This window comes from Deltaproteobacteria bacterium (assembly GCA_019308905.1).
In the GTDB taxonomy this organism is placed as follows: Bacteria; Desulfobacterota; BSN033; order WVXP01; family WVXP01; genus JAFDHF01.
This window is the reverse complement of record JAFDHF010000027.1, coordinates 29,969-56,792: the sequence shown is the minus strand read 5'-3', so window position 1 is coordinate 56,792 and position 26,824 is coordinate 29,969. Positions and strand designations below refer to the sequence as shown.

22 protein-coding genes are annotated in these 26,824 nt (G+C 56.9%); 2 read left to right on the top strand and 20 right to left on the bottom strand.

Features of this window, described 5'->3' with window-relative positions:
* Positions 1-4: 4 nt before the first annotated feature.
* The 6 genes from JRJ26_10555 to JRJ26_10530 all read right to left on the bottom strand — a co-directional run bounded on the left by JRJ26_10555 (position 5) and on the right by JRJ26_10530 (position 9,288).
* Positions 5-1,735, bottom strand: a complete 1,731-nt coding sequence (locus JRJ26_10555; protein ID MBW2057923.1) for a proline--tRNA ligase — start codon at positions 1,733-1,735, stop codon at positions 5-7.
* A gap of 145 nt (positions 1,736-1,880) precedes the next feature.
* Positions 1,881-2,834 carry a transketolase gene (locus JRJ26_10550; GenBank protein ID MBW2057922.1) on the bottom strand — a complete coding sequence of 318 codons (954 nt, stop codon included), beginning with the start codon at positions 2,832-2,834 and terminating at the stop codon, positions 1,881-1,883.
* A complete protein-coding gene (locus tag JRJ26_10545) occupies positions 2,831-3,682 on the bottom strand; it encodes a transketolase (GenBank protein ID MBW2057921.1) in 852 nt (283 codons plus the stop codon). Before JRJ26_10545 ends, JRJ26_10550 begins: the two co-directional genes overlap by 4 nt.
* Before the next feature lie 161 nt (positions 3,683-3,843).
* Positions 3,844-5,634, bottom strand: coding sequence for an acyl-CoA dehydrogenase family protein (locus tag JRJ26_10540; GenBank protein ID MBW2057920.1), 1,791 nt, complete (start codon positions 5,632-5,634; stop codon positions 3,844-3,846).
* Positions 5,635-5,644: 10 nt separating this feature from the next.
* Entirely contained in the window at positions 5,645-6,829 is a 1,185-nt protein-coding gene (locus tag JRJ26_10535; protein MBW2057919.1) for a thiolase family protein, read from the bottom strand.
* Between the two features lie 53 nt (positions 6,830-6,882).
* Entirely contained in the window at positions 6,883-9,288 is a 2,406-nt protein-coding gene (locus JRJ26_10530; protein MBW2057918.1) for an enoyl-CoA hydratase/isomerase family protein, read from the bottom strand.
* 333 nt (positions 9,289-9,621) lie between these two features.
* Here JRJ26_10530 and JRJ26_10525 point away from each other — a divergent pair, with 333 nt between their 5' ends.
* Positions 9,622-10,515, top strand: coding sequence for a radical SAM protein (locus JRJ26_10525; protein MBW2057917.1), 894 nt, complete (start codon positions 9,622-9,624; stop codon positions 10,513-10,515).
* A 126-nt stretch (positions 10,516-10,641) separates the two neighbouring features.
* Here the strand turns inward: JRJ26_10525 and JRJ26_10520 are convergent, their stop codons facing one another.
* From JRJ26_10520 to JRJ26_10470, 11 genes are all read right to left on the bottom strand, one after another.
* Positions 10,642-11,409: a sulfite exporter TauE/SafE family protein gene (locus tag JRJ26_10520; GenBank protein MBW2057916.1), complete on the bottom strand. Its 768-nt coding sequence runs from the start codon at positions 11,407-11,409 to the stop codon at positions 10,642-10,644.
* Between the two features lie 80 nt (positions 11,410-11,489).
* Positions 11,490-12,662 carry a sulfate adenylyltransferase gene (gene sat, locus JRJ26_10515; GenBank protein MBW2057915.1) on the bottom strand — a complete coding sequence of 391 codons (1,173 nt, stop codon included), beginning with the start codon at positions 12,660-12,662 and terminating at the stop codon, positions 11,490-11,492.
* A gap of 32 nt (positions 12,663-12,694) precedes the next feature.
* The gene (locus JRJ26_10510; GenBank protein MBW2057914.1) at positions 12,695-13,537 is read right to left on the bottom strand and encodes a phosphoadenosine phosphosulfate reductase family protein; all 843 of its coding nucleotides are present in this window, start codon (positions 13,535-13,537) and stop codon (positions 12,695-12,697) included.
* A 42-nt stretch (positions 13,538-13,579) separates the two neighbouring features.
* Positions 13,580-14,782: a sulfatase gene (locus JRJ26_10505; protein MBW2057913.1), complete on the bottom strand. Its 1,203-nt coding sequence runs from the start codon at positions 14,780-14,782 to the stop codon at positions 13,580-13,582.
* A 35-nt stretch (positions 14,783-14,817) separates the two neighbouring features.
* Complete coding sequence (locus tag JRJ26_10500) at positions 14,818-16,077, bottom strand: sulfatase (GenBank protein MBW2057912.1); 1,260 nt, start codon at positions 16,075-16,077, stop codon at positions 14,818-14,820.
* 128 nt (positions 16,078-16,205) lie between these two features.
* Positions 16,206-17,744 (bottom strand): tripartite tricarboxylate transporter permease, encoded by a 1,539-nt coding sequence (locus tag JRJ26_10495; GenBank protein MBW2057911.1) that lies wholly within the window; start codon positions 17,742-17,744, stop codon positions 16,206-16,208.
* 60 nt (positions 17,745-17,804) lie between these two features.
* On the bottom strand, positions 17,805-18,338 hold the full coding sequence (locus JRJ26_10490; GenBank protein MBW2057910.1) for a tripartite tricarboxylate transporter TctB family protein: 534 nt from the start codon (positions 18,336-18,338) through the stop codon (positions 17,805-17,807).
* Between the two features lie 69 nt (positions 18,339-18,407).
* Positions 18,408-19,409, bottom strand: a complete 1,002-nt coding sequence (locus tag JRJ26_10485; GenBank protein ID MBW2057909.1) for a tripartite tricarboxylate transporter substrate binding protein — start codon at positions 19,407-19,409, stop codon at positions 18,408-18,410.
* A gap of 297 nt (positions 19,410-19,706) precedes the next feature.
* Complete coding sequence (locus tag JRJ26_10480) at positions 19,707-20,594, bottom strand: LysR family transcriptional regulator (GenBank protein MBW2057908.1); 888 nt, start codon at positions 20,592-20,594, stop codon at positions 19,707-19,709.
* Between the two features lie 124 nt (positions 20,595-20,718).
* Complete coding sequence (locus JRJ26_10475) at positions 20,719-21,594, bottom strand: SPOR domain-containing protein (protein ID MBW2057907.1); 876 nt, start codon at positions 21,592-21,594, stop codon at positions 20,719-20,721.
* A 188-nt stretch (positions 21,595-21,782) separates the two neighbouring features.
* The gene (locus JRJ26_10470; GenBank protein ID MBW2057906.1) at positions 21,783-21,986 is read right to left on the bottom strand and encodes a cold-shock protein; all 204 of its coding nucleotides are present in this window, start codon (positions 21,984-21,986) and stop codon (positions 21,783-21,785) included.
* A gap of 491 nt (positions 21,987-22,477) precedes the next feature.
* On the opposite strand from JRJ26_10470, the gene JRJ26_10465 reads away from it, so the two are divergent.
* Positions 22,478-23,857 (top strand): LysM peptidoglycan-binding domain-containing protein, encoded by a 1,380-nt coding sequence (locus JRJ26_10465; GenBank protein MBW2057905.1) that lies wholly within the window; start codon positions 22,478-22,480, stop codon positions 23,855-23,857.
* Between the two features lie 57 nt (positions 23,858-23,914).
* Here the strand turns inward: JRJ26_10465 and JRJ26_10460 are convergent, their stop codons facing one another.
* Genes JRJ26_10460 through aroC form a run of 3 tightly spaced genes read right to left on the bottom strand, consistent with a single transcriptional unit; the run spans position 23,915 to position 26,822 of the window.
* Positions 23,915-24,739, bottom strand: coding sequence for a prephenate dehydratase (locus JRJ26_10460; GenBank protein ID MBW2057904.1), 825 nt, complete (start codon positions 24,737-24,739; stop codon positions 23,915-23,917).
* Positions 24,736-25,509 (bottom strand): prephenate dehydrogenase, encoded by a 774-nt coding sequence (locus tag JRJ26_10455; protein MBW2057903.1) that lies wholly within the window; start codon positions 25,507-25,509, stop codon positions 24,736-24,738. The genes JRJ26_10460 and JRJ26_10455 overlap by 4 nt, the downstream gene beginning before the upstream one ends.
* Positions 25,506-26,822: a chorismate synthase gene (gene aroC, locus JRJ26_10450; GenBank protein ID MBW2057902.1), complete on the bottom strand. Its 1,317-nt coding sequence runs from the start codon at positions 26,820-26,822 to the stop codon at positions 25,506-25,508. The genes JRJ26_10455 and aroC overlap by 4 nt, the downstream gene beginning before the upstream one ends.
* Between the last annotated feature and the right edge of the window lie 2 nt (positions 26,823-26,824).

Here is a 26,824-nt window from a genome sequence, read left to right as displayed (position 1 = left end):
CGGGTTAGTCCGGCATGTAGGAGCCGAGAATCTCTTCCACTCTGCGTGAGATTGTCTCTGAGGCACGGTCTATATCGAGAAGGGTTGTCTCCCCGGTCTCCCTATGGCGGACCTCGAGGCGGCCCTCGGCAAAGTTCCTCTCCCCCAGGGTTATCCTGAGGGGTATGCCGATTAGGTCTGCATCCTTGAATTTGACACCCGGGCGCTCTGCACGGTCGTCTAAGAGCACTTCAACGCCTCGGTCCTCGAGTTCGCCGGTGAGCCTTTCCGCGGTCTCCATGAGGCGGCGGTTCTGTTCATTTACCGGGACGATGCTCACGTGAAAGGGCGCCACTGACATGGGGAATATCACGCCGTCGGCGTCATGGTGCTGTTCGATGATAGCTGCGATGGTCCGGACCGGGCCGATGCCATAACATCCCATGACAATGGGTTTTTCGTTGCCCTTGTCATCGAGATATGTGGCATGCATGGCCTCGCTGTACTTTGTCCCGAGTTTGAAGACCTGCCCCACCTCGATGCCCCGATCGAACCTCAGGACCTCACCGCATCGTGGACACCGATCGCCCTCGACGGCCATTCGGATATCGGCGAAGCGGTCCACGTGAAAATCTCTGCCCCAGTTGACATTGATCAGGTGGGCGTCCTTCTCATTGGCTCCGGTGACGAAATTGACCATGTTTTTCAAGGCATAGTCGGCGATCAAGGGGATCTTCAGCCCGATCGGCCCTGCAAACCCTTTCGGCGAGCGGGTCTCTCTCTCCACTACCTCGTCGCTCGCCAGTTCCAGATGTGACGCATTGAGAACCGTCATGAGCTTGATCTCGTTGACATCGTGGTCGCCCCGGACCAGGGCTGCCACCGCTCCCCTGTCGGACTCGAAGATCAGGGTTTTGACGAGATTCTGGGGAGGGGTTTTCAGAAAATCGGAGAGGGCCTCGATGGTCTTTATCTCCGGGGTGGAGACCTTCTCCATCTCCCTTTTCTCCCTCTCGGGAGGGGATTGGTTGTCTGGCACGAAGATCTCGGCCTTCTTGACGTTGGCAGCATAATCACAAGAGGTGCAACTGGCGATCGTCTCTTCTCCGATTCCCGCCAGGGCCATGAATTCGTGAGAGAAGCTTCCCCCGATGAGACCTGATTCCGCTTCGACGGGCTTGAAGTTGAGCCCGCATCTTGTGAAGATGCGCCGGTAGGCTTCGTACATCTTCCAGTAACTCACACTGGAGGCCTCTTCATCCACGTCGAAGCTGTAGGCGTCCTTCATGATGAATTCACGGGAGCGCATGACCCCGAAACGGGGCCGGATTTCATCCCTGAACTTGACCTGGATCTGGAAGAGATTGAGCGGCATCTGCCGGTAAGAGCGTATCTCCCTCCGGGCAAGATCCGTGATGACCTCCTCATGGGTGGGTCCGAAGCAGTACTGGCGGTCGTGACGGTCGGTCATCCTGAGAAGTTCCTTGCCGTATTCCTGCCATCGGCCGGTCTCCTGCCAGAGTTCCGCGGGATGGACCGCCGGGAGATAGACCTCCTGGGCTCCCGCCCTGTTCATCTCCTCTCGGATGATAGCCTCCACCTTTCTGTACACCCTCCATCCCAGAGGAAGGAGGGCATAGATCCCGGAACTCACCTTGCGGATCATACCGGCCCGGAACATGATCTTGTGACTGACGATCTCTGCTTCCGCAGGGTCCTCCCGCAGAGTTGGAAGAAAGAACTGAGAGTAGCGCATAGGGGAGCTCCTCCGTAAGTATTCGAGCCATATACTCTTATCGGTTTCTCGCTCTTTGGTCAAGGCCTCGGGGTTCGAGGGAGCGGATCAGGCAAGCCGTGGGCAAGGAGAAACCTGAAGGCAGGCTCGAGGCCCGTGTCTTCTTTCATTGCGGATTCTTGGCATTCCCTCTGACAAACTCCCTTACGGTATCGGCGATCTGCCTCGGCTGGAGGCCATAAAGGCCAAGCAACTCCTCATAGGGCCCGGTATCGGCAAACCGGTCGTCAACGCCTATCATTTTCAGGGGCACGGGGAATTGCCGGACAAGCACCTCGGCCACGGCAGACCCTAGACCTCCTGTGAGGTAGTGCTCCTCGACGGTCACGATCTTTCCGGTCTCTCTGGCCGCCTTGACGATGATCTCCTTGTCTATGGGTTTGATCGTATGCATATCGATCAATCTGGGTTTGATGCCCTCCTTCTCGAGTATCTCTGCCGCGGAGTATGCCTTGGACAGCACGGTTCCACAGGCCACTATCGCGACGTCACTGCCGTCCCTGAGCAGCACACCCTTGCCGATTTCATACGGAAGGTCTTCTCCATGGAGTACGGGCATCGGGGGACTGCCGATCCTCATATAGAGGGGGCCCACGTGTTCAGAAGCCGCGTAAACCGCCTTTCTTATCTCGACCGGATCTCCTGGAACGAGAATGGTCATCCCCGGTATTGTCCTCATCAACGCGATGTCTTCGAGCGAGTAATGGGTCGGCCCCAGGGTGGAATAGGTGAGTCCTGAACACCTTCCAACAACCTTCACGTTCTGTCTCATATAGCCGAGGTCGATCTTGACCATTTCGAAGGGTCTTGCCGTGACAAAAGGGGAGATGGCGACCAGAAAAGGGATCTTCCCGGTTGTTGCAAGTCCCGAAGCGAATCCGATCGCTCCTTGCTCCATGATGCCGAACTCGATATGTCGTTCGGGGAATCTCTCTTTGAAGGGCCCCAAACCCGAACCTCCTGAGCTGTCTGTGGATATGGCCAGAACCCTTTCGTCCCTTTCAGCGACTTCAACGAGGGCTTCCCCAAAGCTCTTTCTCGGATCTCTAGACTCGTTCATAGCGCCAGTTCCCTCCCGATTCGGTCCAGGTCTCTTTGGGCCTTCTCAAGTTCCTCTGGTGTCGGTTTCCACTGGTGGTATTCGGCCTTGTTCTCGGCAAAGCTCAGGCCCTTGGACTTGACCGTGTTGGCTATTATCACGGAAGGCCTGTCTTTTTCAAAAGGGATATCGGCGGAAATCTTCAGGATTGCACTCATATCATGGCCGTCGACCTCTCTCACGGTCCACCCGAAGGCCTCCCATCTCCTGTCGAGGGGCTCATAGTTCATCACCTGCCTGGTGGGCCCGGATATTTGAAGTCTGTTCCTGTCGACAAAAACGACGAGATTGTCCAGTCTGTGGTGGCTTGCCGCAGCCGCCGCCTCCCAGATGGAGCCTTCCTCGATCTCACCGTCCCCAGTGATTACGTAGACCCTGTAGTCGAGCCCGTCCATCTTGGCGGCCATCGCCATACCACCTGCAACCGAGAGGCCATGGCCTAGAGCACCTGTGCTGGCCTCTATGCCCGGTGCCCTGTGCATGTCGGGGTGGCCGGGGAGTCTGGTCCCAAGGTGGTTGTAAGTATCGAGAAGGGATTCACCAAAGAAACCTCTTTCTGCAAGAGCAGCGTAAAGGGCGAGGCATTTGTGCCCGGCTGACAAGACAAAACGGTCTCGCTCCCTCCACCCTGGGTTGTTTGGATCGATTCGCATGATCCTGAAATAGAGGGCAGTGAGAACATCGACGCAGGACATGGCCCCTCCGATGTGTCCCGACTTGCCCGTCTTGATCATTCTGAGGATCTTTTTCCGGATGTTCAGGGCGGTTCTCTTGAGATCCAAAACCTCATCGGCATTCGGTTCGCACATGGCTCCTTCCTCGGTCATCGGCGTTGTCTGGGTCCGTTCATGCCGGGCCTCTGCGGGTTCTTTCTGATGTCTTGTCTCAGCATCCCAAAGGCGGGTGTACCCGGGACAGGACCGCCCATCCCCTGGGTTGAGAGCTCTTGGCCTGCATCCTGCTGATCCTTTCAAGGGCTCAGGTGGTATCGAGACACAGTGAGGAGGCTCTCTGCAATCTCCCTGCGTAGGGCGACCGCATTGACTGGCGTATACCTGGCAAACTTCTTCAGACCCGAAAGCTGGGTCCTGAGCTCATCGCCCCGGGAGACCGCACCGAGCAGATGCCTTGCCAGAAGCTCCACTTTTGGAAAGGCCTCGTCGACATAGACCTCCGTGGCTGCCAGGTGGATTCTAGCCTGTTCGTCGCCGGATTTCTCTATTTTTTTCAAGGCCCGCAAGAGGGCACTCTCCATGGCAAAGATCTCGATCACAATGTCGGCAATGAGGGCGACGATCTCCTGCTGGTCCCGGAGGTTTTCCATGTGTTTCTGAATGGCCAATCCTGCAACCATGAGGCCGATCTTCTTGGCCATCTCGACCATCCTCTTCTGTGGGGCCAGGGGTCCGCCTTCTGACTCCATAAGGGTCGGAGTGTAAGTCATGAATTCGGAAGTGAGCTTCTGGATGGCGGCCAGGAGGGGGAGTTCGCCTTTCATGGCCTTTCTCATGAGCATGTCCAAGACAAGCATCCGATTGATCTCGTTGGTCCCCTCCCAGATGCGATTGATCCGTGAATCGCGGTAGGCCCGCTCAGGGAGGTAATCCTTTATGTATCCGTATCCCCCTAGGATCTGAACCGCCTCATCGACGACGTAGTCGAGCATTTCCGATGCATAGACCTTGTTGATGGAACACTCGGTGGCGTATTCCCGAATGGCCCTGGCCGTCTCCTGGCCCGCATCCTCGGCAGTGGGGTCTATGCCGCAGAGAATCTCGTCTATGAGCCCGGCAGTTCGGTATACCATGCTCTCGGTCACATAGGTTCGAACGGCCATCTCCGAGATCTTGTGTTTGATCAGACCGAATTCGCAGATGGCCTTTCCGAACTGTACCCGCTGCTTGGCATACCTGATGGCCTCGGCAAGCATCGTTTTTGCCCCGCCGATACAGGCTCCACCGAGCTTGAAGCGGCCGATGTTGAGGGTGTTGAGAGCCACTATGTGGCCCCGGCCTATCTCTCCCAACACATTCTCCACGGGTACCTTCACATCTTCCAGGATCACCCCCCGGGTGGATGTACCGTGGACCCCCATCTTCTTCTCTTCCTCGTCCAAAGACAACCCCTCTGAGTTCCTTTCGACTATGAAACCCGTGAATTTGTCCCCGTCGACCTGTGCATAGGTGAGAAAGAGGTCAGCGAACCCACCGTTGGTGATGAACTGCTTCTGTCCGTTGAGGACGTAATGCTTTCCGTCTCTGCTCAGCCTGGCCGTGGTCTTGCAGCGGAGGGCATCGGAGCCGTGTTCGGACTCGGTCAGTGCATAGGCACCTATGAACTCACCCCGGGCCAGGCGGGGAAGGTATTTCTCTTTCTGTTTGGGGGTGCCGAAAAAGACGATCGGCAGGCTCCCGATGCCCGTATGGTCTGCAAAGGTCACGGCAAATGAGGTCCCCCCGGTGGTCATCTTTTCGGTGATGAGGGTGGAACTCACCTTGTCCAGCCCGCTTCCCCCGTAGACCTCGGGGATATCTGCGGACAGAAGCCCCAACTCTCCGGCACGACTCATGAGACTCCGGATTAGGTCGTAATCCAAGAGCTCGAGTTCGTCTGTTCTGGGAAGCACCTCCCCCTGGGCAAACTCTTCGGCCGACTTGGCGACGAGTCGCTGCTCCTCGCTGAAGTCCTCGGGCGTAAAGACCCGCTCTGTCCCCGTATCTTCGATCAAGAAACTGCCCCCTCTGATCGTGCCCCCTTCCATCTCCACCTCCTCACCCCTCTCTCTCAAACAGACCGGCAGCCCCCATGCCGCCACCGACGCACATGGTTACAAGACCATACCTCGCCTTTCGCCTGGCCATCTCATACAGGAGGGTGGTGGTCAGCTTGGCTCCCGTGCATCCCAAGGGATGGCCGAGAGCAATGGCCCCTCCATTGACATTGACCTTCTCCATGTCGATGCCGAGTTCGCGGATGACATAGAGGGCCTGGGCGGCAAAGGCCTCGTTCAGTTCTATGAGATCCATGTCCCCGAGAGAAAGCCCCGCCGATTTGAGGACCTTCGGGACCGCATAGGCAGGCCCCACCCCCATGATGTCCGGGGGGACTCCGACTACCCCATAGGCCCTGAATACCGCCATGGGCCTCAGTCCCTTCTCTTCGGCTTTTTCCCTGGACATGACCACAACAGCAGCCGCGCCGTCCGAAGTCTGAGAGGAGTTGCCGGCCGTGACGACCCCGTCTTTCCGGAAGACGGGTTTCAGGCTCGACAGGGCCTCCAGGGATGTATCGAATCTGACCCCTTCATCCGTGTCGAAGACGACCGTCCTGTAAGTCGGTCTGCCGTCCCGGGTAACGTCCGGCAGGCGGGCCTGGACGGGTAGGATCTCGTCCCTGAACCTGCCCTCCTGAATGGCGAGGGCTGCCTTCTGATGGCTTCTCAGGGCAAACCTGTCCTGATCTTCTCGGGAAATGCCAAATCTCTCTGCCACCCTCTCGGCGGTGAGCCCCATCGAGGTGTATACCTCGGGGCGATCGTCGACGACATGTGGGTTGGGCGAAGGGGAGAGACCCATCATGGTGGGGTTCAGGCTCATGAACTCCACCCCTCCGGCAATGATCGTGTCAGCACCGCCACAGGCGATGGTATAGGCTGCCGTCGCTATAGATTGAAGCCCTGAAGAGCAGAAACGATTGATCGTTTGTCCCGGAACCGTGTCCGGGAATCCTGCCCTGAGAGCGAGGCCCCTGGCCATGTTCAGGCCCTGCTGGCCTTCTGGAAAAGCACACCCGATGATGACATCGTCGATCTCGTCGGGGATGAGTCCCTTCACTCTGTTTACGGCTTCCCTGAGAACGAGGGCGCCTATTTCGTCGGGCCGGGTGTACCTGAGGGCCCCCCTAGGCGCCTTTCCCACAGCCGTCCGGACGGCAGAAACTATCACAGCATCTCGCATGGTGGCCTCCATTTTCAGGGAGAGTCCTGCGCCCCCTGTGTCGGGCCTGGGACTCAGTTTCTCAGGGGCTTTCCTTTGGCCAGGGTGTACTGTATCCTCTCCTGGGTCTTGGGTTCACCGCAGAGACTCAGAAACGCCTCCCTCTCCAGATCCAGGAGGTACTGTTCGGTGACCTCGGTATTTGGGAGAACGTTGCCCCCGCACAGCACAAACCCCACTTTTCGAGCGATGTGGGCGTCGTATTCGCTTATGTAATGGCCCTCCCTCATCGTGTAGACCGCCATCTTGAACATTGCAAGGCCGCTTTCCCCGAGGACCCTTATTTTCCTCGGCCTCGGGGCGCGATAGCCTTCCTTTGCCATGGCCAGGACGGTTTGCTTGGCCTCGTAGAGGAGATGGTCTCGGTTGATGGTGATCGAATCGGAGGGTCTCATGTATCCGAGTTCCTTGGCCTCCTTGGCGCTGGTTGAGACCTTGGCCATTGCGATGTTTTCGGCTGCCCGGCGCACAAAGGGGAAGGGATCAGCCTCGACCCCTTCGGGGATGGCCTCCATGCTCCGGATAAGCATCTCCTTGCACCCTCCCCCTGCGGGAATCAACCCCACGCCGACCTCGACCAGCCCCATATACGTCTCCGCAGCGGCCCGTATCCTGGCACTGGCCAGGGCGATCTCGCAACCACCTCCGAGCGCCATCCCCGCAGGGGCGGCGACGACCGGTTTTGGGGAGAACTTTATCGCCATGTTGACCCGCTGGAAGTCTCGGACCGCCGCCTCTACCACGTCCCAGTTCTCATCCTGGATCTCGAAGAGGAGCATCATCAGGTTAGCCCCCACAGAGAAGTTCGCGCCGTGGTTGCCGATCACCAGTCCTTCGAAGCTCCTCTCGACTTCTTTGAGAGCTTCAAGGACCATCTGCTGCGTATCCTGGCCGATGGCGTTCATTTTGCTGTGAAACTCAAGGCATGCCACCCCGTCACCCATATCGATAAGGGATGCCCCTGGATTGGATCGGATGGTCATTTCCCGTTCCTTGAGCGAGGGAAGCAGGATCACCCTGGGATTTTCCTCGATTTTCTTGTATCCAGAGGTGGCTAAATCGAAAAAGGACCGCTCGCCCCTTTGGCTCCGGTAGAAGGATTCAAGGCCCTTTGCCAGGAGAGATCGGACCAGGGGAGGAATGGTCTCCCCTTCTTCCTCCATTCGTTTAACGGATCTTCGCACGCCGATGGCGTCCCAGGTCTCAAAAGGACCGAGTTCCCAGTTGAAACCGAGCCTCATGGCACGGTCGATATGGACGATCTCGTCCGAGATTTCAGGAACCTTGCCGGCACAGTAAAGTAGGGTCTTCTTCAGTACCTTCCAGGCAAAATCGCCTGCCCGGTCCCGGGCGTAGACGAGGGAGCTGATCCGCTGTCTGACGTCGTCCGTGTTTTTCGCTACGTCGAGGGAAGGGATGCTGACCTTCTGCCTGGGCCTGTAGTCGAGGGTGTTGTAATCGAGCACGAGGATCTCCTCCTTGCCGTCCGAGGAGATCTTCTTGTAGAATCCCTGTCCCGTCTTGAGTCCGAGCCAGCGGTTTTCCACCATCTTCTGGACAAAGCCGGGAAGTTCTAAGAGATCCCTTTCCCGGCTGTCGGTGATCGACTCTCTGAGATTCCGCCCCACGTGGAGAATCACGTCGAGGCCCACCATGTCGAGCATTCGAAAGGAAGCCGTCTTCGGCCGCCCCATGGCCTGGCCGGTTATTGCGTCGACTTCGTCGATGCTGTAGCCTCCCTCGATCATCTCCCGCAAGGTGACGGCCACCCCGTACGACCCGATGCGATTGGCAATGAAATTGGGCGTGTCTTTGGCAAAGACGATGCCTTTGCCGAGCACGTTCTCTCCGAAGCTCGTTATCCTATCGACTACTTCCGGCCGAGTTGTGTCCAGGGGGATGATTTCGAGGAGTCTCATGTACCGCGGCGGATTGAAGAAATGGGTTCCAAGAAAATTTTCCCTGAATTCGGAGGGCATTTCTTCGGACATGGCAGCCACGGAAATCCCGGACGTGTTGGTGCTGACGATGGTCTGACCGGAACAGTAGGGCTCCAACTTTCTGAGAAAATCCTTCTTGACGGCGAGGTCTTCAACGATTGCCTCGATGACCCAGTCCGCATCCTTCACCCAGTCCATGTTGTCCTCGAAGTTCCCCACGGTGATCAACTCCGCGTCTCTGTTGCTGTAAAAGGCCGCGGGTTTGGATTTCAAGGCTCTCTCTTTTCCCAGTGTGGCCAATCGGTTCCGAACCTCCGGGCTTTCGAGCGTGAGCTTTCGGGCCTTTTCCTGCTCCGCGAGCTCGCCGGGCACCATATCCATGAGGTAACAGGGGATTCCCACGTTGGCCAAGTGCGCGGCGATAGCGCTCCCCATTACACCCGCACCCATGACGGCTACCTTCTCGATGTTCTGGCCCATGCTCCTCCTCCCTCTGGTATCGGCTAGACCCTATGCCCCAGCGATCGGCAACTTCCCCCTCGATAGAGGACGGTTCTCTTGAAACGTGAACAGGCTCCCTCGTCGCGATGCATCGCCCGGGCCACCGTACTCCCCAAGGCCTCGGCCTTGCAGAGAATCGATCTGGGTGCCAAAATAGCAGAGTCTTGATGGAAAGTCAACGCCCCTGGCTGTCTGCGGGTCCGCAGAAGGGGCGGCGGAGAAGCGGGTTCTATTCCGCGGGTCGTAGCGGTAGAATAGCAGAGGCGCGCACCTTCCCACAGGCCGGATCTTCCCTGTATGGGGGTCCTTCCCATGACCGAGAGAGAGGCCGGGGTCTGCCGCCTGGCAGAACAGGGGTTTTCCCCGGGCAGTTGTAGGGTGAGGGCAGGGGCGAGAGACGAACCGGCCTGCCGGGCGACCTTGAGGTGGCACGGAGGCCGGTGGGAGCGACTCGTCACGTCGATTCACCTCTCGCGGCCCGAGAACTACCTGTCCGTCTATCAATCAGGATGCAATTTTTCCTGCCGCAAATGCCATTCCTGGTACTTCACCAAGGTGAAGGAGGGCACATGGTACAGCCCCGTGGATATTCTCGGAGAAGCCCTCGCCTACCAGGAGATTGTAACCCTCTGGGAACCGCGGCCCAAAGCGACTGCCTGGCATGCCCGTGACACGTGCCGGTGCTGCGGGAGCTGTGTGACCCGGGGAGAGAGGTCCCGATTCTGCCCCGGAACCCTGGATCCTGAATCGATTCTCTTGAGCCCCCAAGGGTTCGGACCTGCACGGAACATCATCGCCTTTACCGGGGGTGATCTGACCTGCTGTTCCGAGTTCTACAGGGAGTGTGCCCGTCTTGTCAAGTCGAGAACGAGGCTGTGGGTACTGATCGAGACAAACGGCTTTGGGCTTACGCCTCAAAACCTCGACTACCTCGGTGATTCAGGGGTCGACGGCTTCTGGCTCGACATCAAGGCCCGCGATCCGGAGATACACAAGTGGCTCACCGGGTGTGATAACGGCCGCATCCTGAAACTGCCCGAACAGATCATCAGAAGGGGGTTTGTCCTGGAGGTTCTCTCCCTCTTCATTCCGGGAGTAGTCGAAACCAGCCAGCTCGTTGAGATTGCAAGGGATCTGAGGGACGTCGATCCGGCCATCCCTTTCACCACACAGGATGAGAGGCTACCGGAGCCCCAGGGCCGTTGAAATGGTAGAGGCCTATCAGGCGGTGAGATCCATGGGACTGGAAAAGGTGCGTCTGGGTAACGTGGGCCTTTTTGCTCGTACAGAGGAGGACATGGCGTATCTCGCAACTCATGTGGATAGAGGCGCTTACTGACCCTGAGGCTGGAGGAAGACGCTCCAGGCCATCTTGACCAGGATAACCATGAGAAGAGCCACGAGGAACAGTCGTAGGGAGCGGGGGCTGGATTTGTTGGCAGCCCAGGCGCCGGCTTGGGTCGCCGGAATTATCCCCAGGACGACCCAGAAGATGACTCGGAGGTCGTAATTCCCGGTGGCGAGTTTTCCCACGAATCCTGCCGCTGCGGTGAACAGGTTGACAGCCAGCGACGTCCCCATGGCCTTGTGGATCGGCATGTCCAAGAAATAGATCATGAGGGGAACGAGGATAAACCCCCCTCCGATCCCCAAGACACCGGTCATGAAGCCTTTGAAGAGACCGGTTAGAACGGCGGGCAACCTCCTGAGATGAAATTCTCGGGGGTTCGGCGTCTGCCTGAGGCGTGGAAGAAAGAGCATGATGATGGCCGCCGTCACTATCCCCATATAGAGATAGTAGAGCAGGGCGTCCGGAAAATACCCTGAAAGAAGAGCGCCGCCCAGTGCGCTCGCGATACTGGCGACACCCATCCATATCCCTGTGGCGATGTGGACGTTGCCCCTTCCATAGTGGGCCACGGTGCCGGCGGAGGAGGCAAAGATTATGGCCACCACGCTCACCGAGGTGGCGACCAGTATCTGGATGTGCCCCACATAGATGAGCAGGGGGATCAGGATGACCCCTCCACCGATCCCAAGGAGGCTGGAGAGAAAACCCGCCACACCGCCTATAAGAAGGAGTGTCAGAGTCTCAACCAAATGGTCTCCTCTGGAACACGTGAAGGCCCTGGCCGGGAAGGCCGCCCTGTTCTTGGACTGAACAGAACCCGGTATCTCTCCTATCCCCCTTGAGAATAGTAGGATACCAGGATATCGACTACCTCGGGCCGGCTGAACTCCCTGGGAGGGCGTTCACCCCGGGAGAGCATCTCACGGAGTCTTGTCCCGCTGATCAGCAGGCGATCTTCCGGAGAGTGGGGACAGGTCTTCATCGAGGCCATGCCCTCGCACTTGTAACAGTAGAAGGTCCAGTCGATGGGCAGGATCTTTATCCTGAGTGATCCCTCCGGAATTTCGGAAAAGATTCTCTGGGCGTCGAAGGGGCCGTAGAAGTTGCCGACCCCGGCGTGGTCCCTACCTATGATGATGTGGGATGCGCCGTAGTTCTGCCTGAAGCAGGCGTGGAGCAGCGCCTCTCTCGGACCTCCGTAACGCATCTCCATGGGGTAGACCTTGTTGACCACCCGTTCCGCGGGGAAGTAGCCCTTCAGAAGGGCGTCAACGCATCTCACACGGACTTCGGCCGGGATGTCTCCTTCCTTCAGTTTTCCCACGAGCTGATGTATGAAGATTCCGTCCGAGACCTCCAGGGCGATCTTGGCGAGGTATTCGTGGGACCTGTGCATGGGGTTTCGCAACTGGAGGGCTGCTACCCTACTCCATCCCTTCTGGGCGAATATCTCTCTGGTTTCGTCAGGCCGAGCATAGAGCCTCCCGAATCTCTCAGGGTAGTCGAGCTCGCTGAAAACCTTGACCGGACCGGCCAGGTTGACCTCGCTTTGGGCCATAACCTTTGCCACTCCCGGGTGTTTCGGATCGTCCGTGCGAAATACCGAGAGGCATTCATGCCTCTTGTCGATCCGGTACTTCTCCTCCACTTTCATGGAGCCTACGATTTCACCCCGGTCACCGTCGACAAGGGCGATCTCCTGGCCCTCCTTTATCTCTGCTGCTCTCTCCTCGGAGACCGAAAGGGTTATCGGGATCGGCCAGAAGGTTCCCCGGGCCGTTCTAAGCTCGTCGCAGACAAGGCGCCAGTCCTCTTTGCCCATGAAACCTTCAAGGGGGCTGAAAGCACCGATTCCCATCATGATCAGATCCGAGGTTTCCCGTGAACTCATGCGGACCCGGAGGAGGCCTGCCAGGGCCCGCTCCTTCTCGGACCGGAGTTCCTCGCCCTCGAGCAGGGCCCGCACCAGTCTCCCACCGTGAGGTGGAATCAGCTGTACCATCTCTCTTCCTCGCGATTCCGTCCCGGCAAAGCTCACATATACCCTAGTTTTCGCATTCTTTCCATGGCTTTTTCTTTGTCCTGGCGTCTTCCCATTCTTTCTTCGGTGTTTTCCAGGTCCTGTTGCCATGCTGGTATGTCGGAGTTCTTCTGGGAGGTCGTCTTGGCTCCGAGCGATCTGTAGCCCTTCTCGTAGAGGGGGCAGTAGGGGATCTTGAAAGCAGCATAGGTGTCCCAGAGATCCTTTTCCGTAAAGTGCAGAATCGGCCGAATCCGGGTGTGCTCCGGCACCAGATGCCCACCCTCCATGTGCTCGAAATACTCGTCGTTGAACCGGGCCGGGTGTTCGTCCCAACGGAGCCCCTGAAAGATCCCCTTGATCCCGTTCCTCTCCAGGAACTCGTGGAAAACCACGGTCTTCATCAAATGGTTCCCGGCGTAGGATTCCGCCTCAAAGGGAAATTCCTCCTTGTCGAAACCGATCCGCTTGAGCTCGGCACGATTCCGCTCATTGAGCTCCTTTACCCTTACCGGAGCATTCAGGGTGTAGTTGGCGGCCTTCAGGACATCCTCGTTCCGGCAGACCTCAAGGGGAACGTCCCATTCCTCTTTCATTCTTTCAACAAACTCCTCGATCTCCGGAAATTCATCGCCTTCGCCGATGATCATGGTCTTGGGAAGGCCGATTCCCCTGTCCTGGCAGACCTGCCGGATGATCCACAGGGTCAGACCGCTGTCCTTCCCCCCCGTCCAGGTGATGCCCAACTCCTGGTGGGCAAACCTGTCAAAGGCCTGCCTGACAATGTTCTTCGAGATCTGAACGAGCTTCTCACACTGCCGCTTCCGCTTCTCGCTGATCTTCTTGTCCAGAGCCATCACACAAACCTCCTGGTTCGATTTTTTCCCGTCTGCAGATACCTACCTCCGGTACCGCCTCACCCGGGGCCTGATCTTCTCCTTCATCTGCTCGGCTCGAGGAGATGTGTCCACGATGTTTCTCACCTCTTTCGAATCTGACTCGAGATCGTACATCTCCCACGCATCATCTCTTTCCCGGTAGATTATCTTCAGGCCTCCCTCCCTGTAGTAGTGAACCTCCTTCTCCTCCCCCTTCTCGAAACTCCCGTGCTTGTCCACAGCCTCACCGAAGACGCCCCTCTCACGGTACTCCTCAAGGGGCAGGAGGGAATGCCCCTCAAATGCCTCAACCGGTTCGAGACCAAACAGATAGACTATGGTCGGAGGGATGTCAAGGGTCGTGACCAGCGTGTCCGAGACAACACCCTCTCGCCTTTGAGGCTCATAGATCATCAGGGGCACGTTGACAAGCTCTGAGTACATCTTGCCGTCATGGGAGATCCCCCCGTGCTCACCGAATTCGTCTCCGTGATCCGAGGTGATGATGATGACAGACTCCCCGAGGACTCCCGTATCATCGAGAATCCCGAAAAACCCCCTCACCCCGTCGTCGACCTCTCGGACATGGGCCAGGTAGAGTTTCCTTAAGAGTTCCACCTTCGCCCTGTCCGATACATCCCGCTTGAGTACGACCTCGGGAAAGAGCCTGAACATCTCCTCCTCGCTCAGATCGATCGACGGATCCACCATGTCGATGTACTTCCGCTCAGGAACATAGGGCTCGTGGATGTCCATGTAGTGAACCCAGACAAAAAACGGCCTGTAGCCTCCCGAGCCGATATGGGAGGAGAGCCATGCGGCCACCTTTGCGTTTATCTCGCGGGCCTTGATGTAGGGCGCCTTGTCGTCCACCTCCTCGTCCATGGAGTCATAGAAGACGTCCCAACCCCGGTTCCACCCGAAATCCTCGCTCAGAAAAGGGTTGGAGTGAAAGGCCGCCGTCACGATCCCGGCCCTGTTGAGAGCCTCCGATATGAGCGTCCTCCTGCCAGAGAGCTCCTGTTCCATGCCGTATTCCAGGTAGTAGGAAGAGGTGAGAATCCCGGGAAAAGCCGCCCGGGTGTAAGGCCCGGCCGAATGGGCCTTGGTGAACCGAATGCAGTGGTCCTGGATCGAATCGATATACGGGGTCAGACCCCTGCCGCCGTAACAACCAAGGGCGTCCTTCCTCAGGGTGTCGATGGTCAGTAGAATCACGTTCACGGACATAGACCTCCTTCCTCTGTCCAAATCAACCTCTATTGTATGTATCCCAGCGCCCTGAGCCTCCTGTCGATCTTCTCCCTGTCTTTCTTGGAAAACCCCTTGCCCTGGGAGACCGTGTCCCTGAGAAAGACGTTCAGTTTCTTCCTCAGTTCAACGGCCCTGGCCTTGTCGATCTGTTCGATGATGTTGTTCCTTTCCTGCGGATCGTTTTCCAGATCGTAGAACTCCTCGGTCCCAAGAGTCAGGTTACGTATAAACTTGAAACCGTCCGTCCTGATCGATTGCAAGGCCCCATCCCCACGAGGCTCAAAAAGATCCTCGGAGTAAATCTCCCTCCCGGTGGCCTCGCCCCTCTCGATCGCAGGCAGCAGGCTCGTCCCATCAAAATCATACTGCTCGGTCGAGATGCCGACCAGATCCAAAAGCGTAGGGGCCAGATCCACAGAACCTACCATCCCCCTTACAACCCTCCCCCTCGGCAGCCCCGGCCCGCTTATGATCATGGCAACCTTGAGATCGTGATCATACATGGTCGTATGCTGGGGATATATCTTACCCTCTTCCCTCCACGGAATCTGCCGGGCAGGCCGGTCCCCCAGATTGGTTCCGTGGTCGCTCATCACAACCAAAATCGTGTCATCCACGATCCCCAATTCCTCCAGCCTCCCAAGCAGTGGCCCTATCAACCTCTCATCAGCCATCCTTATCTTCGCATCGTAGTACTCAAACTCAGCCAACTCCCCCTCCCTGATTAGTCCCCTCCTGAGAAGAGCATGCTCCGATCCCTCATGGGTCTCGTACAGATGCCCCCAGACAAAAAACCGGGCCTTGTGATTGCCCTCCAACCAGTGGAACAACTCTTCCACCCAGTAGTTGCCCTCGTAGAAGACCTGATCGCTCCCAGCATAGCGAAGCTCGAGCCAACTGGTCTCCTTGGAGGTCTCATTCCAGAAAGCAAATCCGTCGGCAAAACCATGCTGGCCGGCCAAAAGACCATTCCCCACAAAACCGGCCGTGGTATATCCCCTCTCCTTGAGAATCCTTCCAATCGAAGGCCCCACAAGCCGACAATACGGGTCCCTCATGCCGTGCCTGTTCGGATACCTCCCCGTGATCACCGTGCCCATGGCAATGGGTGTAAAGTCAGCCGTACTGATACAGGTCTCAAACCTCACTCCACGCCCGGCCACCTCATCAATATGCCTGGTCCTGACCCCCTGGTACCCATAACAACTCAAATGGTCCGGCCGAACCTCATCAAGACTGATGATAACAATGTTCCTCTCCTCCATCCCTAACTCCTCCCTCTGCTTTTCCTTGGATTACTCCCAGATAAGACCCTTCCCATGGAGTCATTCCTGTCGGGAAGGCCAAAGGCCATCACCCCATCGAGTCGAACCTGTGACCGGTGGCGAAAAGCTTATGGACTTCTCTCTTTGAGCCTCTTCCTGGCTATTGAGATAATCGCCACGGCGGTTAAGACAAAAAAGAAGATCGCAATGGGGCTGCGCAAGAAGATTACCGGGCTTCCCCCAGAGATAACCAGGGAGCGCCGTAGCCCCCTCTCGAGCATGGGTGCCAACACGAAAGCGATGAGAAAGGGGATTGGCGACATCTCGAAGACGAGCATCACGTATCCCACGATGCCGAAGACAAACATGGTGAGGATGTCGAAGATGCTGTTGTTGATGGCATAACTGCCGAACACACAGAGAACCACCACGCCGGGGAAGATCAGTGAGGTGGGCATCTGTGTAATCTTCTGGGCGTATCGGATAAGGACCATCCCTACAAGCCGCAATGCCACGTCGCACATGAGCAGGGCGCAGAAAAGCCCGAAAACCAGGTCTATGTGCTGGGTAAAGAGGAGAGGGCCCGGGTTTAGGTCGAAAATCATGAAGGCCCCCAACATGACGGCGGTTATCACGTCTCCTGGGATTCCCAGGGTCAGCAGGGGCAACAGGGTGGCTCCGTTGACCCCGTTGTTGCCGGCCTCGGCGGCTGCCACGCCCTCCAGGGACCCGTTGCCGAACTCCTCGGGATGTGACGACGAACGCTTGGCCCGCTCGTAACTCACAAAGGCCGAAGGGGTAGCCCCCAGCCCGGGGATTATTCCGAGGATGAGGCCCACGAATCCCCCTCGGATCATGTGACGGAAGCTGCCCTTGAATTCCCTCCACGTGAGGCGCCTGTCATCAGGGTCGGAAGATTCAACCATGCTGATACGGGCCCTGCCCTTGAGCATTCTGGATCGATTGAGTTGGAGCATAACCTCCGGGATGGCAAAGAGACCGATCAAGAGGGGGACAAAGCTGAAACCCTTCATAAGCTCCAGAGATCCAAAGTCGAAGCGGCCGCTCCCGACAAAGGGATCCATGCCGACGGTGGCGACGAGAAAGCCCAGGGCGCCTGCAATGAGACCCTTGATCATCGATTTCCCGGTCACCCCGCCGATGATGGTGATGGAAAAAAGGATGAGAGCGAAGTACTCGGGCGACTTGAAGTACAGGGCCAGTTTGGCCAGGAGGGGGCACACCAGGATGACCACGATGGTACTGAAAAGATCGCCTACACAGGAAGCCCAATTGGCCATCTGGAGAGCCTTTCCCGCCTTGCCTTGTTGTGCCAACTTGAAGCCGTCCAGACACGTGCATGCGGCAGCGGGAGTGCCTGGTGTGTTGAGCAGGATCGCCGAAATCGACCCGCCGTAGATTGCTCCCACATAGACCGCAAGCAGCAGAGAGATGGCAGTGAGAGGCTCCATGCTGAAGGTGAAAGGCAGAGTGAGGGCCACGGACATGGTGATACTCATTCCGGGGATGGCTCCGCAGAGCGACCCTATGGAGACTCCACCAAAGATGGCCAGGAGATTCTTGAAGGTGAAAAAATAGACTATTCCCAGCCGGAAATTCTCGAGGTAGTTCGTCACATAATGGCTCACTGCATCCAAAACGATCATGAATGGATCCATCTGTTGAAGTCGGGGGGAGAAATCGGCTCCACACCCCGGGTTCACCCCTCAGTACCAGCCTTCAAACAACAGGCCGCGTGGGATCGAAACCTGAGCCATTTTTTCAAAAAAGAGATAGAGTAGAATCGCAAAGACCACACTTATCACGAGGTTAGTCAACCAACGGCGAAATCCGAAAAGACGAGTCAGACCGAACATGGTGACCATACTGGCCGGAACCATCCCGATCACCCTGATCTCCACGTAGTATGCGAAAAACAGCAGTACGCAGACAAGGGTGAAGGGTGTCACCCGTTTGTCCTCTGCACGGGGACGCTGTTCGTGACCTGCCTGGAAGTTCTCGTAGACCAGAAGGAGACTCAGGAAAGCCAGGGTGATGACGATACTGTACGGGAAAAAACGAGGGGTAAGCCCTCGTTCGCCGGTGGTATGTTCCCCCACGTAAACCGGGATAAGCCAGAACAACAGGGACAGGGAAAAGCCAAGGAGGATGAGGCCGAGCCAGATGTCTCTGTTCCAGGTTTTCTGTCTAGAAGGTTGGGTCAAGAGATCCTCGCCTTTTCCCTTCGGATCTTCTCCCACTGAAAGGACCTCCTCATGGAGGGCCTCCGCCCTTTCAGGCGAAAGGCAGAGGCCCTGATACGGCGGGCTTTACTTTATCAGCAATCCCAGCTCGGTGAAGAGCTTCCTGTATCGTTTGAACTCCTTATGAACGAACCTGTTGAACTCCTCGGTGTCCATGTAGCCCGGTTCATCTCCCAGTTTCCTGACGAGTTTCAGCCAGGACTTGGACCGGCAGCTCTTGGCAACAGCCTCCTCCCATATCTTTGCGATGTGATCCGGCAGTCCGGGTGGGCCGGCCACGCCACGCCATCCAACGATGTCGATTCCCGGATAACCCAACTCCGTATATGTCGGAATGTCGTCAAACCCGGGTACCCTCTTTGGGGTCGTCACGGCCAGGGCGCGGACCAATCCGCCCTTGATGTTGCCTGCGGCCGGAGCGAGATTCGCCTGCCAGAAATCCGCCTCGCCCTGTATCAGGGCGAGAATGGCTGCGCCATCCGAGTCGTAGTGGACCGGGATTGCGGCATCATTCGGCAGGCCGAGCTCCTTGAGCAGCACGATCGGTCCGAGATGGGAGACGTTTCCCACACCCGCGGTGGAAAACCTGTATTTCCCGGGATTGTTTTTCAGGGCCTGGGCCAGGTCCTGGAAGGTCTTCCACGGGGATTTGGCATTGACGATAAGAACATTCGGGTTGATCTGTGTTCGGGCTATGTAGACGAGGTCGTCGTATTTGTAAGGCACCTTGAGGTTGATTGCTGGAACCAGAACATTGGCCCCTATCGCTGTCATCATCATGGTATAGCCGTCGGGCCTGCTCCTTCTCACAAAATCGAAGCCCACGGCCCCGCCGGCTCCTGGTTTGTTGACCACTACCACGGCTTGATTGAGAAACTCCGGGATGACGCTGGTGAGTATCCGGGCAGCAAGATCGGTTGCACCACCCGCCCCATACGGACAGATGAGCTTGATGGGTTTCACCGGGTACTTTTGCTCCGCGCAAAAGGGACCTCCGCCAAGCCATGGCACGAGAAGGACCAACGCTGCGGCCGCTGCTAGAACGACAAAAAACCTTCGCGACTTCATGGAGCCCTCCTTTCTTGTTTTCCAGTCGGTTGAAGGTAACCATGTACCCTTGCCCCTTGTATCGCTTAGAATATCTCACCTCCCTCCTCATCGCGATTCGATCGAATTCCCTGGCATGATTATTAGATAATTCTTTCGAAAAAACAAATACATAAAACTAATCGATGAATTGAAAAAATCTATAGAAAAGCGGGAACACGGATTCTCAAGCGAGTCGCAAAACGACCTTGTGCCGAGTCCTCCCATCTAGAGAGATTCGGTGCCGACAGGTTGCACTGCGGGTTTTCTAGGGATGATTTACAAGTAGTAGTTGCTTATCGCCGAAATAACGCTTCTGACAGTTCTCGATTTCCTCCGTTCTTTGACAAAAATGACGTCCACGTAAAGGTAGAGGTCATCCTCTATGACTATTTTTCTGAACTTGTCTTCTTTGAGATCCTCCTCGATTCCATACAAAGGGAAAAAAGCGCCGCCCATGGCATTTGTAACCATGTTTTTTATCGCTTCATGACTATGAGACTCGATGTGTACGTTCAATGACAGGTTTCTCTCCTTGAAGGCATCTATGATGGTCTCCCTGATTGCAGATCCTTTTTGTTGAAGTATGATCGGGTAGTTCGACAGATCGACCAAGCGGACCTTCTCCCTGATCTCACTGTCCGTCGTAACAAAGAAGAGCTTCTGCTTTATGATGTTCTTGTAGATGATGTTTCCCGGATACGGAAGCCTCCCCAGGATCCCCACGTGACACTCGAGACGCAAGACCTTCTGCAGAATGTCCTTTGGGGGTCCGGTCTGTAGCTGGATGTTGATATCTGGGTTTCTCTTCTGTATGAAGTCGATGACACTCGGCATTACATACTTGGCATAAAGAGGTCCTGAGCCGAGTCTAAGCGTTCCCGAATGCATCGTGCAGAGGTCTTCGACGGCACGTTCCATCTCCCGGGCTAGGCTGAAGATCCTGTCGGCATAGGAGAATACGATTCTGCCCTCGTCGGTCAATTCAATCGGCTTCTGGGTTCTTGTAAAGAGCGTTACCCTGTGATCCTTCTCGAGTTCTCGCACCTGGAGACTTATGGTGGGCTGGGAAACACTGAGCTCCTCGGCGGCGAGAGTGAAACTCCTGTTCCTGGCGACAGAGTAAAACGCACGGAGATGTTTGAAGTTGAGTCGGGGCAACGACACCTGGCCTCTCACCCCCTCAAAGGCCATAGCCGATCGTTACCATCTTAGCAGATTCGCCACACAGGTCAAGGGGAGGGCAGCTCGAGGGGTTCCCAAACAGGATCATGGAAAAGATCGAGGCGGGTCAGGTCTTGGGCTTTTTCAGCTTTCTGATGAAGAAGTCTATTCCCTGTTTTTCCTTGAGTTCTTGAGCAAAGGCCAAGGCCTCTTGCCGGGAATGGAACCTCCCCACTGAAACGCGGTACCAGGTTCCGCTCCCGGGGATGGTGGCCTCTGCCACAAATGCATCATAGCCGGCTTTGTCCAGTCTTTTCATCAACCGTTCAGCCCTTGCCCTCTCTCTGAAGGAGCCCACGTTGACCGTGAACCTGCCTGCAGGGAGTTGAGGTTTTTCCTCGGCAACGGGCGGCACCGACAACTCCGGGACACTGGCAACCCGGGTCTTGGCCTCGTCTTGAGGCATCGGGGTTTCCTGTTCGGCAGCAGGAGCCGCCGTGGATAGTTGCTCGCCGGGGATGGACTCTTTCAGCTCAGGTCCCGCTGATCTACTCTCGGGGGGGGATTCCACGGGCATGGAGGCGACCAGCCCTTCTCCTTCGGATGAACCACCTGCAACAGGTTCCTGGGATGTTCCTGTTTTCTGGTCCACCTGGGGAAAGATGGGTTCCTTTTTCTTCTCCACAGGCTGAACGACAGGATTCAGCGTTTCACGGGCGACTCGAGCCCGTCTGGCTTTCGGTCTCAGAAAGAGAAAGATGGCCACCAGGAGAATGGCAAGACCCAAGCACAAAAGGACCACGAGTCTCCGGGACCGCCGGGATCGTCTCTCTCCTCGCGAAGAAGCGAAAACCCCGGGCGAAGAATCGCCCCCGACCGGTGTCTGTCCCTCCCCGGGCTCTCCATCCTCGACCCCTCCGCCGAATTCCAAGTCCTCATCGGAGAAAGTGAACATCTGATCGGAGTTTCCATTGTCCGGTTTATCAAAGTCGTTGTCTTTCATAGCGAATATCCTCCCGCACCCCCCTCAGTAAAAGCATAGTGGAAACTCCGGCAAAGGTCAACTCATCGCCGCCGTGAAAAAGTGGGTCCAGGGACGGATAGAGCACCAGGTGAGAAGGCCGATAAGAAAGGGAGCCCCGAAAGAATCTCTTCCTGCGGGGCTCCCTCTGTCTCCGTGAATCGTCTCTGTCACTCCAGCACAATCACATTTGAGGCCTGCAGCCCCTTTTCGCCTTGGGTGATTTCGAAATCTACGGCTTCGCCCTCATGAAGAGTCTTGAACCCGTTTTTCTGAATGGCAGAATAGTGGACAAATACGTCGGTTCCATCTTCCTGGGTGATGAACCCATAGCCCTTCTTCTCGCTGAACCATTTGACTCGTCCCCTGGCCACTGCAACTCACCCCCCCTCTGCAAATAATCTAGGTGTAAGTTGCAGTATCTTTCGGGTTTGTCACAAAGGCGCACGGCATGGTGGCACGTCTCCGGTCCATTTGTGTGACCCTCGGAAAAACGCTTACAACTTACATCCGCCTGTTTATCACCTTCCACGAACAAAATCAAGGAAAATGTCGGCCCGAGTCTCCCGGCTCTTGGCTTGCGACGTATTAGTCAATTGAAAGGAACTGCGAATCTGAATCCAGGAATCGAAAATCGGCTCTGGAACCCCCCGAATTCTAGAAGAGGCGCCATCCCTTAGGGGCATTACGAAAGCGGTGGAGCACCCTTCGAGGCTGAACGGAGCCGTCCTGAGTGGAGAGAGGCGAAGGAGAGGTGAAGGGCATGCAAAAAGAGCACTCACCGCGGTTTAGGTATGGTTCTTGCGCTCTCGTTGAGGTCCCGTGCTTGAGGATGAGTTAAACAAGTCGCTGGTGAGGCTCTAAGATGTTGAAAACAAAAGGTCTGCCCACAAGAAACACCTGTCTCTTCCTGGTTTTTGCATGGGTCTTTTTTTCCCTGCCATGGGCAACTTTTGCAAGAGACTACAAGAAGGAAACAGAGTTCTTCCACCGTGTTTCGCCCGGGGAGTCGCTCTTCAAGATCGCCCATCTCTATCTTCCCCTTACGGAGGCCTATACGGTCAGGGATCTGATCCGCCGCATAAGGGCGCGTAACGGCCTGAGGGGGACCCTGATCCGCCCGAACCAGTATCTCGTGATCCCCGTGGTGAGGTCGGCCCCTGTTGTGTCCAAGACGATTCCGAAGGCAAAGGACTTCGAGGCCAGGGGGATCTATCTGAATCGATACTCCATGGCGTGCCGGAAGATGCCCAGGCTCATCAAGGAGCTCACCCCTCTGGGTGGCAACACGGTCGTCCTTGACGCCAAGGACATGTCCGGGATGCTCTCCTATCCGTCAGAGGTGGCTCTTGCCAGAGAGATCGGCGCGTCGAGAAGCCCATGCGTCGATGACCTGTCAAAGCTCTTCCACTTCCTCCACAAGAGGGGCCTCCATGTCTGCGTTCGGATCGTCCTTTTCTGCGATCCTCTGCTGGCTTCCAGAAGGCCGAGCCTGGCTATTCGATCCGCTTCCACAGGGGAGGTATGGATGGAGAAGGGCAGGTTCGCGTGGGTCGATCCTTTCTATCCTGAAGTCCGGCGATACAACCTGGACATTGCCAAGGAACTGGCGGCCCTGGGTGCCGATGAGATCCAGTTCGACTACATCCGCTATCCTACCATGGGAAACACCAGGGACTACGTCTTTGGCTTTGACCCGGGAAAAACCACGAAGCACGCGACCATTACCGCTTTTCTCGCCCAAGCAAAGGAGGAATTGGCTCCCTACGGAGTCCTCTTGTCGATCGATGTTTTCGGGGTGATGGGATGGAGGCGGGCAGAGGATATTCAGATGACCGGCCAAAACATAGAAGACCTGGCCAGATACTGTGATGTCATAAGTCCCATGATCTATCCATCCCACTTCTATGGTTCCTTTCAAGGGATCGCCGATCCCGGAGACAAGCCTTTTCTCCTGGTTTCTGAGACGTGCAAGAGGTTCTCGACCCTTCTCCGAGGAACCGGGGTTACCATCAGACCCTGGATTCAGGCCTTTCCATTTGGAACGCGCGTATTCGGCCGGGATTACGTCTTGGAAGAGCTCCGGGCTCTGCGCCGTTCCCGGGTGCGTGGCTGGCTCCTCTGGAGTGCGGCCAATGCATACAGCACTGCCTGGAAGGCTCTGGCCGAGTGGAACCGGTCGGCCCCGGGGCGCGAACCCCCAAAGGCCCGTCTCTCCCGCCTGGATGGACCACATGAGGAATAGTACCGGGAGTAATGCCGCGTTTCTTCGGCTGAACCCCTTCTCACCTTTTCGGGTCCGTCAGGTGGGAGGAAACGTCTCCTTTGGATAAGAACCGAGGATCTTCACGAAGGAGGCGAAGAAATCCAGTTCCCTCAAGGCCTCCCTCACATTGGTATCCTCGGGGTGCCCGTCTAGATCCAGGTAGAACAGATACCCGGCCCCCTCGTTCCTGTTGGGTGTAGATTCTATCTTGGTGAGGTTGACACCGTTGGTGGCAAAGCCGCCCAGGCACTTGTACAGGGCCGCAGGGATGTGCCTGGTGGCAAAGACAAGGGAAGTCTTGACATCCTCGGTCACCTTGAGGTGTCTCCTGGAGATCACCACAAACCGGGTTGAGTTTTTCGGATTGGTTTCGATCGACTTTTTCAGGAGATCCAGGCCGTATATGTTGGCACAGGCCTCGTGGGCTATGGCACCTTCATCGAGGCGCCCGTTTTCCCTAACCATTCTGGCCCCTCCGGCCGTATCTCTAACAGGCACGGGCTCGAACCCGAGATCCGTCGTGAAGCGCTCGCACTGCTCCAGGGCCTGGGGGTGGGAGTAGACCCTCCTGATCTGTCGGAGGTTGGCCCCGGGATTGGCCAGCAGGCAGTGGACGATTCGCTGGTAGGTCTCGCCTACAATAAAGAGGTCGTAGGCAAGGAGCAGCTCGTACGTCTTTGTGATCGTCCCGGCATAGGTGTTCTCGATGGGGACGATTCCCATCTCGGCGGTCCGGTCCGACACGGCATTGAAGACGTCACTCAGAGTGGCGAAGGGGAGGGCCGTCACCTCTGTCCCGAAGAAGTCATAGCAGGCCATCTCGCTGTAAGCACCTCTTTCCCCTTGAAAAGCGACCTTCATCCCTTTCTTCCCTCCAGATTCCTTTCAAACAAAGCAGGGCTCCTCGACGAGAGCCTCCGGTTCAGTGCCGTAAGAGACCCGACGAGTCTCTCCCTGACATGAGGAACAAAACGGTTGAAATTCTGCATGTCGAAGAAGAGCTCCCATGTGTCGTGTTGGACCACTTCGAGAATGCCGATCAGTTGATCGTACCCTGGAGTGGCCATGGGGTGTCGGCTGAGCCCCATCTCGAGAAAGGCCCTACCCAGGAATTGAACGATCGCCTGGGTCGAGGCCATGGCCAGGTCGTGTGCCTCGGGCGAGGAGACCAGAACCCGGAGCTTGAGCCGTCTCAGGAACCGTTCCACCCTCCTGGGATCCTGCAGCCTGACAGGGCAGATGACGATCTTCCTCCCTTCAAGGCCGCCCGCCGCACTGTCCGGCCCAAAGAGGGGATGCGTCCCGAGAATCTCCACGAAATCCGGCAGAATCGCTTTCATTGCAGAGACGGGGTACTCTTTGACCGAGCACGTATCTACAACAAGGGACCCCTCTACGAGGTAAGGGGTGATTTCTCTCAGAACCTGTTCGATTCCGGAGATGGGGACACAGAGGAGGACCACCGAACATCCGGCCACATCTCCCAGGGGAGCGGTCCGGACTCCGAGTCTGTCGGCAGCCTCCTTGCAGTCCTCCCTGTCATAGACGACGAGTTCGAACCGGTCCTTGAGTTGGGCGGCAGCGAGGCGGCCGAATCGACCCAATCCGACTATCCCCAGGGTCCTTTTCATCGGCTCTGAATCTCCCTCGAGCCTCTGAGCAGCAGGTCAAATATCTCTCCCACCAAGGCCGTGTCCAGACCAGACTCCAGAGCCCATTGGGTTCTCTGTTCCAAAAGTCGGGACTCCCTCTCTCTGTCCCTGATCTCAAGGCCCCTCCTTCTCTTGTACTCTCCGATCTCCCGGGAAATCTCGTTTCTCCTGGCGAGAAGCTCGACGATCCGGTGGTCGACTCCGTCGATCTCCTTCCGGAGCCCCTCCAGGGTTGTTTCGGTCTCTTCCAGATCCCTCTGCCGGAGCAGGGCATCGTACAGAACAAGAGCCACCATGGCCTCTGCCACGGGAACGATGCGGGGGCAGATGCACGGATCGTGCCTTCCTTCAATGGAAATCCGTCTTTCCCTTCCGTGGATGTCGACTGTGTCCTGGGGCTTGTTGATGGAGGGAGTCGGCTTGACCGCGATCCTGGCCAGGATCTCCTGACCCGTCGATATACCCCCGAGGATTCCTCCTGCATGATTGGTTCTGAATCCATGACGGTCCATGGGGTCATTGTTTTGAGATCCCCGCATGCGGGCCACCTGGAAACCCTCGCCGATCTCCACCCCCTTTACTCCTCCGATAGACATGAGGGCACCCGCGAGTTCCGCGTCGAGCTTTTGGAACACAGGATCGCCGAGCCCAGGGGGGACATTGCGCGCCAGGACCTCGACGATGCCGCCCACCGAATCTCCCCTGGACTTGTGGAGGAGAACCCTCTCGGCCATCTCTCTGGCAGCATCCCTGTCCGGGCACCGGAGGGGATTGTTCTCTATCTCGTTAAGATCGACGGTCCGGGCGGCAATTCCGTCGATCTCCCGTGTATAGGCTATGATCCGAATGTTTTCCCTTGCCAGCTCTCTCTTCGCCAGTGCACCTGCAGCCACGCGAGCCGCAGTCTCCCTGCCGGACAACCGGCCTCCTCCCCGGTGATCTCTGATCCCGTATTTCTTGAGGACCGCGTATCCTCCATGGCCAGGGCGGAAAACCTCTCTAAGGGCCTGATAGTTATCTGAGTCTTGGTGCCTGTTTGGGATGATCAGGCAGATGGGAGTTCCGAGGGTCTTGCCCTCAAAGACCCCGGAGATGACTTCCACACGGTCTGCTTCCGGCCTGGGGCTGACGAGTTCACTCTGGCCCGGTCTCCTCCTGTCGAGTTCCTTCTGAATGGCCTCCACGTCAAAATCGAGTCCGGGCCTCACCCCGTCGATGACAACCCCGACCCCTCTGCCGTGGCTTTCACCAAAAGTCAAGATTCTGAACCGTTCACCAAAAGCGTTTGTCATGC